The following is a 12,677-nucleotide window of genomic DNA, read 5'->3' as shown; positions in this document are numbered from 1 at the left end:
CGTATTATGTGGTTTAAGAACTTCTCTGTTCAAGAAATAAACAACCGTCCAAAGAACCATTTAGGAGGTTTACTTGGTATTGAATTTATAGAAATCACGGATACAGGTTTATCAGCACGAATGCCTGTTGATGATCGTACCAAACAACCTTATGGAATATTGCATGGCGGCGCCTCTGTTGTATTAGCAGAAACAGTAGGAAGCATTGCCTCTAGTTTAATAATTGATCCGGAGCAATACATCGCTGTTGGTTTAGAAGTAAATGCTAATCATTTACGCCCTGTAAAACAAGGCTTCGTAACCGCACATTGCACCGCTATCCATCTAGGTGCAAAGACACACGTTTGGGATATAAAGATTTATACCGATGCCGGCAAGTTAAGTTGCATAAGCAGGCTTACAGTTGCTATAGTTCCAAATAACTTATAAAATCATTTAAAACTAAATAGAATAGCCACTTGTTTAGCTATAATCTATAAAACAGAAGGTTTTACAGATAGGTTTAGGTTGAAGCGCTCTGATATCTCATCGGAGCGCTTCTATTTTTAGACAACCGATTGTGTTTCACTTTTCTTTTAATTACAAATTAATTTCATTAGTCTTGTATAGCGATTTAATGGTGTAACCGTTAATAGCTTTAAACCACCATTTACCTAAAAATAAACGCTAATGACTCAAGTTAATTCACCTGGTCAGTTACCTCAAAAAGGCGTAAAGCCAATTGTTATTATTGGAGCCCTTTTCTTTATTTTCGGTTTTGTTACTTGGCTAAATTCGCTATTAATACCTTATCTCGAAATTGCCTGTGAGCTAACGATCTTTCAGGCTTATTTTGTAACCTTCGCTTTTTATATCGCCTATTTGGTAATGGCACCTCTTTCTACCCGGGTACTAACTGTTTTTGGCTTTAAGAAAGGGATGTCTGTAGCCTTAATTGTAATGGCTTTTGGCGCTCTATTATTTATTCCGGCTGCCATGACCCGCACCTATGGTTTGTTCCTGTTAGGGCTTTTTATTATGGGAAGTGGCCTTGCCATCCTTCAAACAGCGTCTAATCCGTACATTACCATTGTTGGCCCACCAGAAAGTGCAGCCAAACGCATTAGCATAATGGGTATATGCAATAAGCTGGCAGGAGCTATGGCGCCCCTTATATTAGGTTTATTCTTAAGATTGGAAGATGCAGATAAGCTACAATCAGAGGTAGCAAATATGGCTGCTGATGATCGTATTGCTGCCTTAAATGAAATGGCAATGCGGGTAATCACCCCTTATGTAGGTATTATTGCTGTGCTCTTGATTCTTGCTGTCTGGATCTATAGATCAAGTCTTCCTGAAGTAGATACCGATCAGGAAGATGAGTTTATCTCTGCTTCTAACTTCGGTAAGAAGAGTGTATTTGATTTCCCTCATGTTATGTTAGGAGTATTAACACTTTTCTTATATGTTGGTGTGGAAGTAATGGCAGGCGATACCATTATTCGTTATGGTATTTCACAAGGAATTCCTTTAACAACGGCTAAGTATTTTGCTACAGCTACCATGATTTCCATGGTTGTAGGCTATATAATAGGAATTATAACCATCCCCAAATACATTAAACAAGAAAATGCCCTACGTATATGTGCCCTTTTAGGAATTTTATTTTCTGTAGGAGCTATCTTTACTCAGGGTTATGTTTCGGTAGCATGCATAGCCTTATTAGGTTTAGCTAATTCGCTAATGTGGCCTGCAATCTGGCCGTTGGCGCTTGCCGGTGTTGGTCGTTTTACCAAGGCGGCATCGTCTCTTTTGGTAATGGGTATAGCAGGGGGAGCTATCATTCCATTATTATATGGAGCATTGGCTGATTCTTGGGGTGCACAAACGGCTTACTGGATCATGGTTCCTTGCTACCTGTTTATTCTTTATTATGCCATTTCAGGTCATAATGTAGGAAGAAAAAGCTCTGAAATTAAGTTTTAGAACAAGTCTTTAATCATTATCAGCAGGTTTCTGCTGTTCATTCATACTATGAGCAGCAGCGCTATCAGACATGATATTATCCATGCCTACCTGTACCTTGTTTTTAAAGCCAGAAATTACTTTGTCTTTTCCGTCCATCAATGCATCAAAGCCATCCTTTGCTACATCTGCCGGATCTGCCATCGAGTCTTTATCTTGCACTATCTTACTTCTCAACATATCGGCTTTATTAAAAAAGTCGGTATCCGTTACACCAGGTAATAGGGCAGTAACAGTGATGTCGAAATCTTTCACCTCTTCCCGAATGGCTTCAGTAAATGAAAGCACAAAAGCCTTTGTACCGTGATAAACTGATTGCCATGGCCCCGGTGCTTTGCTTGCTATGGATGCCAGATTCAAGATCTTACCTGAGTTTCTACTCGTCATTTCTTTCAAAAAACATTTCGTCAGAATAACAAGAGAAGAAATATTAAGATCAATAATTGCCAGCTCCCTGTTAATATCCGTGTCTTTAAATTCGCCATATAATCCCTGTCCTGCATCATTTACCAATACATCAATGGTTATTTCCCGGCTTTTTATTTCATCATAAACAGAAAAGGCATTTTCTCTTTGAAACAAATCTGCAGCTATTGTAATTACATTGATGCCATATTGTTTAAACTCCATGGCTTTACTATTTAATTCCTGTTGATCGCGCGCTACAATTACCAAATTATAATTATTCCTTGCAAAAAGCTTAGCAAGTTCATAACCTATTCCGCTGGTTGCTCCTGTAATCAGTGCATATTGATTTATGTTCTTCATCATCGTTGCTTTCATCCTGTTGAAACCTTTAATACTTTAAAATTTCAACAGGATGCATGAATGAAAGTTTCGAATATTTGAAAAAACAGTATTGCATTGCTATTTACTTTTTATAAATGCTATCAAATATTCGTAAATTGCACCCGTTGTTTGCAATGTGTTTGCAGATCGAAATAAATAATCTAATAACATTTAGCTGAAGAGCAATATTAAAGACACAATAAGGGTATGTTTGAGAATTTACAGGATAAGTTAGATAGAGCGTTTAAGGTTTTAAAAGGCCAGGGAAGCATTTCAGAAATTAACGTTGCGGAAACCGTAAAGGAAATCCGTAAAGCATTACTTGATGCCGACGTTAACTATAAAACAGCTAAAACCTTTACCGATGAGGTTCGGGAAAAAGCCTTGGGACAAAACGTGCTAACCAGCGTTTCTCCCGGTCAGTTGCTAACCAAGATCATGAATGATGAGCTTGCCTCATTAATGGGTGGAACGGTTACTGAGCTAGAGCTGAAGGGCAATCCAACTGTTATTCTGATCGCCGGATTAAACGGTGCTGGTAAAACAACTTTTTCAGGAAAATTAGCTAATTATTTAAAAGATAAGAAGAATAAAAAACCATTGTTGGTAGCTGGCGACGTTTATCGTCCGGCAGCGGTCGATCAGCTTCAGATTTTAGGAGAGCAAGTCGGTGTTCCGGTATACGCTAACTTGGAGTCTAAAGATCCGGTTGCTATTGCTATGGAAGGTATTGCTGAAGCAAAACGCAATGGAAATAATGTAGTGATCATTGATACCGCCGGTCGGTTAGCGATTGATGAAGCATTAATGAATGAAATATCGGCTGTGAAAGTAGCCACGCAACCACAAGAAATCTTATTTGTGGTTGATTCAATGACGGGTCAGGATGCGGTTAATACAGCTAAGGCTTTTAACGACCGACTTGATTATACCGGGGTTGTATTAACCAAACTCGATGGTGATACACGCGGTGGTGCTGCTTTATCCATCAAATCGGTTGTAAATAAACCTATCAAATTCATCGGTACCGGAGAGAAGATGGAAGCCCTGGATGTTTTCTATCCAGATCGTATGGCGTCACGTATTCTGGGAATGGGAGACGTGATTTCATTGGTTGAAAGAGCACAGCAACAGTTTGATGAAAAAGAAGCTGCCGAGCTTCAAAAGAAAATAAGAAAGAATAAATTTGATTTCAATGACTTTCAAAGCCAGATTCAACAGATCAAGAAGATGGGTAATATGAAAGACTTGATGGGAATGATTCCGGGTGCCGGAAAAGCCCTGAAAGATGTTGAGATCGAAGACGATGCCTTTAAACCTATTGAAGCTATCATTCAATCCATGACTCCTTATGAGCGTGAAAATCCAGATATCATTAGTCAGCCACGCCGTCAGCGAATTGCAAACGGATCAGGTACTGATCTTCAGGAAGTCAATAAACTGATGAAGCAGTTCAATGATATGAAAAAGGTAATGAAGCAATTCTCTAATCCTGCAGCTGCAGCCAAGCTTATGAAGAATATGCCGAAAATGCCATTCGGAAAATAGAAAAGAACCTTTCGTTGATCATTATTCTTGCTAATTAACTGCGTCTCTCGCGGTCGTTTTCGCTTATCTCTGTTTTCTTCTCTATATTAGGGAAAAACGTTTTATGCTTGTTAAAACCTACGCTAGTTCTGTTTATGGCATTGAATCAATAACCGTTACAGTTGAGGTAAAAGTTACTTCGGGTACAAAATATTACATTGTAGGCTTACCCGACAGTGCCATTAAGGAAAGCCTGCAACGAATAGAAAGTGCCATACAGTCTGCCGGCTCCCGAATGCCCCGACAGAAAATAGTAGTTAATTTAGCACCTGCCGATATCCGAAAAGAAGGATCAGCTTATGATCTCGCTATTGCAATGGCAATTTTAGGAGCCTCTGGTCAGTTGCAAACAGAAAAGCTCAATGACTTCTTAATACTCGGTGAACTTTCTCTTGATGGAGGAATTCAACCTATTAAAGGAGCTTTACCCATAGCCATTCAGGCTAAGCAAGATGGCTTTAAAGGTATTATTCTGCCAAAAGATAATGCTCGGGAGGCCGCCATTGTTAGTGGCTTTCAGGTGTATGGAGTGGAGAATATCGCAGATGTAATTTCCTTTATGGATGGTAAAACAATTCTTGAAGAAACCCATGTAGATCCACGAACAGAATTTCAGAGGAACATCAATAACTATGAAAGCGACTTCTCCGATGTTAGCGGACAGAGCAATATCAAAAGAGCTTTGGAAATTGCAGCAGCCGGCGGTCACAATGTAATCCTGATCGGGCCCCCTGGTTCTGGTAAAACTATGTTGGCGAAGCGCTTGCCTACTATTCTTCCACCTTTGAATTTGCACGAATCATTAGAAACCACTAAAATTCATTCTGTAGCAGGCAGGTTGGCAGCAACAGAATCATTAATGACCGTTCGCCCATTTCGTGCTCCTCATCATACAATCAGCGATGTTGCTTTGGTTGGAGGCGGAGCTAATCCACAGCCGGGCGAGATTTCACTGGCACATCATGGAGTATTGTTTTTAGATGAGATGCCTGAGTTTAAACGCTCGGTTCTGGAAGTTATGCGACAACCTTTGGAAGAACGAAAAATAACAATTTCAAGAGCACGCTTAACAGTCGATTATCCAGCTAGTTTTATGTTAATCGCTTCCATGAATCCTTGCCCCTGCGGTTATTATAATCATCCTGAAAAAGATTGCATTTGTTCACCGGGTGTTGTACAAAAGTATCTTAGTAAGATCTCCGGCCCTTTATTAGATCGCATTGATTTACACATTGAGGTTACACCGGTAGATTTTAATGAGCTGAGCTTAAGCGGACAATCAGAAAATAGTGCAACAGTAAGAGATCGCGTAATCAAAGCTCGTGAAAAACAATCAGGCCGTTTTATAACCAATCAGGAAGTGCATTGCAATGCTCAAATGGAAGATCGTATGGTTCGCGAAATATGTCATGTATCTGCATCCGGACAACAATTGCTTAAGTCCGCAATGGAACGATTGGGGCTCTCGGCCCGCGCTTATAATCGAATATTAAAAGTGTCAAGAACCATTGCAGACCTCGATGCGAGCGAACATATTGAGAATGAGCACTTGGCCGAAGCTATCCAATATCGATCTTTAGATCGCGAAAGCTGGGCAGGCTAATGTTTGAATGTTGTAAATATTTTGTAGCCCCGCTATAAATAGGCAATATTTTTGTACTTTCGCGTGTTTTATGTACCTATTGGTATAAATATTAATAATTAATTAAAGTAAAAATTAAAAAAAATGAAAGTTGCAGTTGTTGGTGCTACAGGTCTGGTTGGATCTATGATTTTAAAAGTACTAGAGGAACGAAACTTCCCGGTTACTGAATTAATTCCCGTTGCTTCAGAAAGAAGTAAGGGTAAGGAAATTAGTTTCAAGGGAAATAAGTTTAAGGTAGTCACAGCAGATGAAGCAATTGCATTAAAACCTGATATCGCCCTGTTTTCAGCCGGCGGTTCAACTTCAACAGAATTTGCCCCTAAATTTGCAGAGGCAGGAACCATTGTAGTTGATAATTCTTCTGCTTGGCGGATGGATCCTACAAAGAAACTAATCGTTCCTGAAGTTAATGCTTCGGTATTAACCGCTGATGATCGTATTATCGCAAATCCAAATTGCTCTACCATTCAAATGGTTGTAGTATTGAAGCCTTTGCATGATAAATATAAAATTAAAAGAGTGGTAGTTTCTACCTATCAGTCGGTTACGGGTACCGGTGTTAAAGCCGTTGCACAATTAAATGATGAGCGTGCAGGTATTGAAGGTGAAAAGGCCTATCCATACAAAATCGATTTAAATGTGATTCCTCAGATCGATGTATTCGTAGAAAACGGATATACCAAGGAAGAGATGAAGATGATTCAGGAAACCAATAAAATCATGGGCGATGATTCAATCCGTGTAACCGCTACTACAGTTCGTATCCCGGTAATAGGTGGTCATTCAGAGTCTATCAACATTGAGTTTGAGAATGATTTTGATTTAAACGAAGTACGCAGCATCCTTTCAAAACAATCAGGAGTGGTTGTTGTTGATGATCCTGCTAATCAGAAATATCCAATGCCATTAGATGCGCATGAAAAAGATGAAGTGTTTGTAGGTAGAATCCGTCGCGATGAAACTCAGGATAACACCTTAAACCTATGGGTAGTTGCTGATAATTTACGCAAAGGGGCAGCAACCAATGCGGTACAAGTTGCAGAATATTTAGTAAAGAACAAGCTGGTTTAAGCAGCAAATAATAAAAATTGCAAGAGGGTATCCTATATATTTAGGATACCCTCTTTTATTAAAAACCAAATCCTATAGCAACACCAGTACGGATACCAAATCCTTCGATTCCGCCTTTAATATCTGGCTCGTCAGTTCCGATTGTAGCTTTGTATTTTCCGTTGTTATAACTTGGCCCAAAAAACAGATCCAGGGTAAAACCACTGTTATATACCCATTGGTGCCCCATCAATGCGCCACCGCCAAATGAGGTATAACTACCTTTGTCTGTGTGGTCAGAAATGGTATAATTTTGATATTTTAAGAATGGAGCTGCATACATTCCGGTTGGAGCGTGTTTTTTAATATAAAAACGAACCTCCGGAGTAATTGCAAGACCATTAAATTTAGTGTCATCAAGTTTAACCCCGGTATAAGCAACACCAAGCTGCACCGACATACCTTCGTTAACTTTTCTTTCGTAAAACACGGATCCAGTACTTAATAAAGCACTTAAAGGGTTGATTTTGATTGTGCTTTTAACTTCTTGAGCTTTTGCATTAAAGAATATTAATGCTGTTACGGCACACAATAAGAGTTTCTTCATTTAATTTAGATAGAGTTTATTCTAAGGTTTTTGGATAGAATTAGTTTAAGGCGCAAGTATAGAACTTTAATTGTATTGTTACAAAAAAAAGGGCGCCGAAAAGAAGAAGCTTTACTATTCGTGCCTTTTTAAATACCCTCTTTTTTTGTTTCTATTGATTAATCTCAATAATTGGCTCCCTAATTGTAAAAGACAGCAGGGGTATTTAAAAAAATGGTTTACCTTTGATGCCTGAATAGTAATACTTCTTCAACATTCAGAAAACGCAATGAAATACAAACGCATCTTATTAAAACTTAGTGGTGAAGCCCTGATGGGTGAGAAAAATTATGGAATTGATATAGATCGAGTAGCCCAGTACGCTCGTGAGATTAAAAATGTGCACAATGAAGGCGTTGAAATTGCCATTGTAATTGGTGGCGGAAATATATATCGCGGTTTAAGTGCTGAGAAATCAGGAATGGATAGGGTACAGGCAGACTATATGGGTATGCTTGCAACTGTTATTAATTCCATGGCTTTGCAAGATGCGTTAGAGAAAGTGGAGTTGAAAACACGCCTGCTGACTGCCATCAAAATGGAGCAGATTTGCGAACCTTTTATTCGTAGAAGAGCCGTTCGCCACTTAGAAAAAGGACGTGTAGTTATTTTTGGTGCAGGTACAGGTAACCCATACTTTACAACCGATACGGCAGCTTCTTTGCGTGCCATTGAAATCAATGCAGATGTTGTTCTAAAAGGAACCCGTGTTGATGGGATCTATACTTCAGATCCGTTAAAAGATGCTACAGCCACTCGTTTTGAAGAACTAAGTTTCCAGGATATCTATGATCGTGGTTTAAGTGTGATGGATATGACTGCTTTTACGCTTTGTCATGAAAATAACCTGCCGATCATTGTTTTTGATATGAATAAGGAAGGCAACTTCTTAAAGTTAGTACAGGGAGAAACTATTGGAACCCTGGTACGATAACATTTCTTGGAAAAAATGCTATTTTTGATTTTAAATTAGATACCCATGAACGACCTCGTAAAATTACAACTGGACGATACGGCTGAAAGTATGGAAAAGGCCGTGTCTTTCGCAGACAATGAATTAACCAAGATACGTGCTGGAAAAGCAATGCCATCTATGCTTGATGGTATATATATTGATTATTATGGAGCCGCATCTCCTTTATCCCAAGTTGCAACCATCAATACGCCCGATGCGCGTACATTGGTTATTCAACCTTGGGAGAAGAATCTTCTTCAAACGATCGAAAAAGCGATCATCGATTCAAACATTGGTTTAAATCCTCAAAACGATGGTAATGTTATCCGCTTATTAATTCCACCTTTAACCGAAGAACGTAGAAAAGATTTGGTTAAAAAAGTGAAAGATGAAGCAGAACGCGGACGGATTGCTGTTAGAAACCTTCGTAAAGATGGAAATGAACAATTAAGAAAATTAAAAAATGATGGAGCTTCTGAAGACGAAATAAAAGACGGAGAAGCAGAAATTCAAAAATTAACAGATAGATATATCGCTAAAGTTGATAAGCTAGCCGAATTGAAAGAGCATGATATCATGACGGTATAAAATAATTCAACCCTGTTGATAAAAAGAGGATGTTCGAAAGAGCATCCTCTTTTTGCGTTTATAGACCTAAATTAAACATAGACTAGCGTTAACTTTATAATAGTTAAACAGGAATAAAGCAAGGATCAAACAGGGTTCAAACAAGGGCAATAGGACTGTTATGCCCCTGTTTGGTCCCTGTTTGAACCCTGTTTAACCCTTGTTTGAGTAAATCGCGATTTTAACGATCTTCGATCAGGGTTTCGACAGATTATACAGCATCGTAAGCGCTATAGTAAAATAAAGACATAGCAATTCCATGCTGCTTAAATGCAGCTGAAAATTGATGAAATAATGGAGTTTATCGGATGGTGCTACCGGGGTTAATATCATCCAGCGGTGCAACGAAGCTTAATTTTCCATTGTTGTCTTCAGCCATCAGAATCATTCCTTGTGATTGGATTCCTTTGATAGCGCGAGGCTCGAGGTTAATTAAGATCGATACTTGCTTTCCGATGATCTCGTCGGGTTGATAGAACTCTGCGATTCCAGATACGACAGTACGTTGATCAATGCCGGTATCGATGGTTAATTTTAGCAGTTTCTTGGTTTTAGCAACTTTTTCTGCAGCAATGATTTTTCCTGTGCGGATATCCATCGCTGAGAAATCATCAAAGCTGATATTGGATTTCGCCGCACTGGTTTCACTTTTCGCAGGCTGATTATCGATTTTTGCCTGAGCCAACTTATCTAGTTGAAACTGAACCTGCTCATCGGTAATCTTTTCAAAAAGAAGTTGTACATCACCTAATTGATGACCCGGTTGTAACAGGTCAGGTTTGCCGGCATTATCCCAATCCTTCTGGGTTTGGTTCAACATAGCAAACAGCTTTTCGGCAGTGAACGGTAAGAAAGGTAATGCCAGGATAGCCAGGTTAGATGCTATCTGCAAGCTTACGTTTAATACGGTTTTAACGCGCTCCTCGTCAGTTTTTATTACTTTCCAGGGTTCTTCTTCAGCCAGGTATTTATTTCCTAAACGGGCAACGTTTATGAAGTGCGATAATGCTTCGCGGAAACGGTAGTCGTTGATTGATTTTTCTATCTTTTCAGGATAGTGTGCAAGCTCTTCCAATACATTGCGGTCGTTTTCAGTAAGTGCAGAAGCTTCCATTACTTTTCCATCAAAATACTTATGAGAAAGTACCATGACGCGGTTAATGAAGTTACCAAAAATAGCAACCAATTCATTGTTGATACGTGCCTGAAAGTCTTTCCAGGTAAACTCACTGTCGGATGTTTCAGGTAAGATGGATGTCAATACGTAGCGCAATTCATCCTGTCTTTGAGGGAATTCGTTTAAGTATTCATGAAGCCATACCGCATGATTTCTTGAGGTAGAAAGCTTATCGCCTTCCAGGTTTAAGAACTCATTAGCCGGGATGTTTTCAGGTAAAATATAATCGCCATGTGCTTTTAAAATTGCCGGGAAAATGATGCAATGGAAAACGATGTTATCTTTTCCAATAAAGTGAATTAAGTGTGCATTGTCTTTTGGGTCTGCTTGTATTTTCCAGTACTTTTCCCAATCGTTGTTGGTATCAAGCGCCCACTGTTTAGAGGCAGATATATAGCCGATAGGAGCATCAAGCCAAACATATAGCTTTTTACCTTCAGCTTCTTTAAGCGGAACATCTACTCCCCAATCCAGATCACGGGTCATAGAGCGGGCTTGTAAACCCGATTTTAGCCAAGAGCTGCATTGTCCGAATACGTTGGACTTTAGAATATCTTTCTTGCCTTCAATCAGCCATTTTTCTAAAAAGTCCTGATACTTATCAAGCGGTAAGTACCAATGTTTTGTTTCTCTTAAAACAGGAGATTTTCCACTTAAGGTAGAAATAGGATTAATTAAATCGGTCGGATTTAAGGATGTGCCGCATTTCTCACATTGGTCGCCATAAGCACCTTCGCTATGGCAATTTGGGCAGGTACCTATAATGTATCTGTCGGCTAAAAACTGATTGAAATCTTCGTCGTAATATTGTTCTGAAATTTTCTCAATGAATTCTCCTTTGTTATAAAGGTTCAAGAAAAATTCTTGTGAAAGTTCGTGGTGAATGTGAGTAGAGGTGCGATGGTAAATGTCGAAAGCAATCCCAAATTCTTTAAAGCTTTCCATGATCTGGAAATGATACTTGTCAACGATCTGTTGAGGCGTACTTCCTTCTTTTTTAGCTTTTATGGTAATTGCTGCACCGTGTTCATCTGATCCGCACACATGCAAAACATCGTGTTTTTTAAGTCGCTGAAAGCGGGCAAATATATCAGATGGAATATAAGCTCCAGCTAAATGTCCGATATGAAGTGGGCCGTTTGCATAGGGCAAAGCAGAGGTTATCGTAAATCTTTTTGTTTCTTGCGCTTTCAATCTCTTCGTGTTTTGTTATTTTGTAATATCGTACCAAGGAATTTGTGCGATATTTGTTAATTGTACAAAGATAATTCAATTTGTGGTTTCTAAAACCGATAATCGTATGAAAGTGCCTCCGTTTTTAAAAAAAAGAGATAAAATTGGGATTGTTGCTCCGGCAGGGAATATTCCCGGAGGCTTGGATGATGCTGTAAAGTTGCTGGAGTCGTGGGGTTTGGAAGTTATTATCGGTAAATCGGTTAGTTCTTTCTTCCATCAGTTTGCCGGAAATGATGAGTTGCGGGCAAATGATTTGCAGCATATGCTAAATGATACTTCTATTAAAGCTGTTTTTGCGGCTCGTGGGGGTTATGGAATGGTGCGGATTATTGACAAAATTGACTTTTCTACTTTTGAGAATAATCCAAAATGGATCATCGGATTTAGCGATATCACTGTACTGCATAGTCATGTACAAGCTTTGTTTGGAATTGCAACGGTGCACGGACAAATGCCTCTTACCATACCTGATGCAACTAAAACTTCTTTAGAAACCTTGCGGAAAGCTCTTTTTGGAGAAGATATTTCTTATCAATATACAAGTAGATTTGAAAATAAGGCAGGCTATGGAGAGGGGATATTGACAGGGGGTAATCTATCGATCTTATTAAGTATTTCGGGTTCGACTTCTGAAGTGGATTATCGGGGTAAGATCCTTTTTATAGAGGATGTGGGAGAATATTACTATTCTATTGACAGGATGCTGCGTATGCTTAAGCGTGCAGGAAAGTTAAAGGACTTAAAAGGACTGATAGTAGGGGCTTTTACTGCTCTTAAGGACAAAGAACCGGGCTTTGGTTTTTCTGTGCCTGAGATGGTTATTGATTTGGTTAAGGAATATGAATACCCCGTGGCGACTGATTTTCCTGCCGGGCATATTGACAATAATAAGACATTAATTTTCGGGAAAGCGGTAACTTTGCGCGTTCAAGAAAAATCGGTTACTTTAAATTACATTTAG

At 39.1% G+C, this 12,677-nt stretch carries 11 protein-coding genes; 8 read left to right on the top strand and 3 right to left on the bottom strand.

The window, feature by feature from the left end; all coding sequences use genetic code 11:
• Window positions 1-6 precede the first annotated feature (6 nt).
• Complete coding sequence (locus C8N28_RS06495; RefSeq protein ID WP_132222813.1) at window positions 7-429, top strand: hotdog fold thioesterase; 423 nt, start codon at window positions 7-9, stop codon at window positions 427-429.
• 240 nt (window positions 430-669) lie between these two features.
• A complete protein-coding gene (locus C8N28_RS06490; RefSeq protein WP_132222811.1) occupies window positions 670-1,965 on the top strand; it encodes a sugar MFS transporter in 1,296 nt (431 codons plus the stop codon).
• Window positions 1,966-1,974: 9 nt separating this feature from the next.
• On the opposite strand, the gene C8N28_RS06485 is transcribed toward C8N28_RS06490, so the two are convergent.
• Complete coding sequence (locus tag C8N28_RS06485; protein ID WP_246012766.1) at window positions 1,975-2,775, bottom strand: SDR family NAD(P)-dependent oxidoreductase; 801 nt, start codon at window positions 2,773-2,775, stop codon at window positions 1,975-1,977.
• Between the two features lie 225 nt (window positions 2,776-3,000).
• On the opposite strand from C8N28_RS06485, the gene ffh reads away from it, so the two are divergent.
• From ffh to C8N28_RS06470, 3 genes are all read left to right on the top strand, one after another.
• Window positions 3,001-4,341, top strand: a complete 1,341-nt coding sequence (gene ffh, locus C8N28_RS06480; RefSeq protein ID WP_132222809.1) for a signal recognition particle protein — start codon at window positions 3,001-3,003, stop codon at window positions 4,339-4,341.
• A 103-nt stretch (window positions 4,342-4,444) separates the two neighbouring features.
• A complete protein-coding gene (locus tag C8N28_RS06475) occupies window positions 4,445-5,983 on the top strand; it encodes a YifB family Mg chelatase-like AAA ATPase (protein WP_132222807.1) in 1,539 nt (512 codons plus the stop codon).
• 123 nt (window positions 5,984-6,106) lie between these two features.
• Window positions 6,107-7,096, top strand: coding sequence for an aspartate-semialdehyde dehydrogenase (locus C8N28_RS06470; RefSeq protein WP_132222805.1), 990 nt, complete (start codon window positions 6,107-6,109; stop codon window positions 7,094-7,096).
• A gap of 58 nt (window positions 7,097-7,154) precedes the next feature.
• Here the strand turns inward: C8N28_RS06470 and C8N28_RS06465 are convergent, their stop codons facing one another.
• A complete protein-coding gene (locus tag C8N28_RS06465; protein ID WP_132222803.1) occupies window positions 7,155-7,682 on the bottom strand; it encodes a DUF3575 domain-containing protein in 528 nt (175 codons plus the stop codon).
• A 268-nt stretch (window positions 7,683-7,950) separates the two neighbouring features.
• Between C8N28_RS06465 and pyrH the strand changes: the two genes are divergently transcribed.
• Entirely contained in the window at window positions 7,951-8,655 is a 705-nt protein-coding gene (gene pyrH / locus C8N28_RS06460) for a UMP kinase (protein ID WP_132222801.1), read from the top strand.
• Between the two features lie 45 nt (window positions 8,656-8,700).
• The gene (frr, locus tag C8N28_RS06455) at window positions 8,701-9,264 is read left to right on the top strand and encodes a ribosome recycling factor (RefSeq protein ID WP_132222799.1); all 564 of its coding nucleotides are present in this window, start codon (window positions 8,701-8,703) and stop codon (window positions 9,262-9,264) included.
• Between the two features lie 340 nt (window positions 9,265-9,604).
• Here frr and metG read toward each other — a convergent pair whose 3' ends face one another.
• Complete coding sequence (gene metG / locus C8N28_RS06450) at window positions 9,605-11,674, bottom strand: methionine--tRNA ligase (protein WP_132222797.1); 2,070 nt, start codon at window positions 11,672-11,674, stop codon at window positions 9,605-9,607.
• A gap of 106 nt (window positions 11,675-11,780) precedes the next feature.
• On the opposite strand from metG, the gene C8N28_RS06445 reads away from it, so the two are divergent.
• A complete protein-coding gene (locus C8N28_RS06445) occupies window positions 11,781-12,677 on the top strand; it encodes a S66 peptidase family protein (RefSeq protein ID WP_132222795.1) in 897 nt (298 codons plus the stop codon).

Source organism: Albibacterium bauzanense (genome assembly GCF_004339765.1).
Classification (GTDB): domain Bacteria; phylum Bacteroidota; class Bacteroidia; order Sphingobacteriales; family Sphingobacteriaceae; genus Albibacterium; species Albibacterium bauzanense.
The sequence above is the reverse complement of the archived record's forward strand: the minus strand, read 5'-3'. Positions and strand labels throughout refer to the sequence as shown.

Excerpts from the sequence above, each read along its gene's own strand:
- C8N28_RS06495 (WP_132222813.1), top strand. The coding sequence starts at position 7 with ATGTGGTTTAAGAACTTCTCTGTTCAAGAAATAAACAACCGTCCAAAG.
- C8N28_RS06490 (WP_132222811.1), top strand. The coding sequence starts at position 670 with ATGACTCAAGTTAATTCACCTGGTCAGTTACCTCAAAAAGGCGTAAAG.
- C8N28_RS06485 (WP_246012766.1), bottom strand. The coding sequence starts at position 2,775 with ATGATGAAGAACATAAATCAATATGCACTGATTACAGGAGCAACCAGC.
- ffh (WP_132222809.1), top strand. The coding sequence starts at position 3,001 with ATGTTTGAGAATTTACAGGATAAGTTAGATAGAGCGTTTAAGGTTTTA.
- C8N28_RS06475 (WP_132222807.1), top strand. The coding sequence starts at position 4,445 with ATGCTTGTTAAAACCTACGCTAGTTCTGTTTATGGCATTGAATCAATA.
- C8N28_RS06470 (WP_132222805.1), top strand. The coding sequence starts at position 6,107 with ATGAAAGTTGCAGTTGTTGGTGCTACAGGTCTGGTTGGATCTATGATT.
- C8N28_RS06465 (WP_132222803.1), bottom strand. The coding sequence starts at position 7,682 with ATGAAGAAACTCTTATTGTGTGCCGTAACAGCATTAATATTCTTTAAT.
- pyrH (WP_132222801.1), top strand. The coding sequence starts at position 7,951 with ATGAAATACAAACGCATCTTATTAAAACTTAGTGGTGAAGCCCTGATG.
- frr (WP_132222799.1), top strand. The coding sequence starts at position 8,701 with ATGAACGACCTCGTAAAATTACAACTGGACGATACGGCTGAAAGTATG.
- C8N28_RS06445 (WP_132222795.1), top strand. The coding sequence starts at position 11,781 with ATGAAAGTGCCTCCGTTTTTAAAAAAAAGAGATAAAATTGGGATTGTT.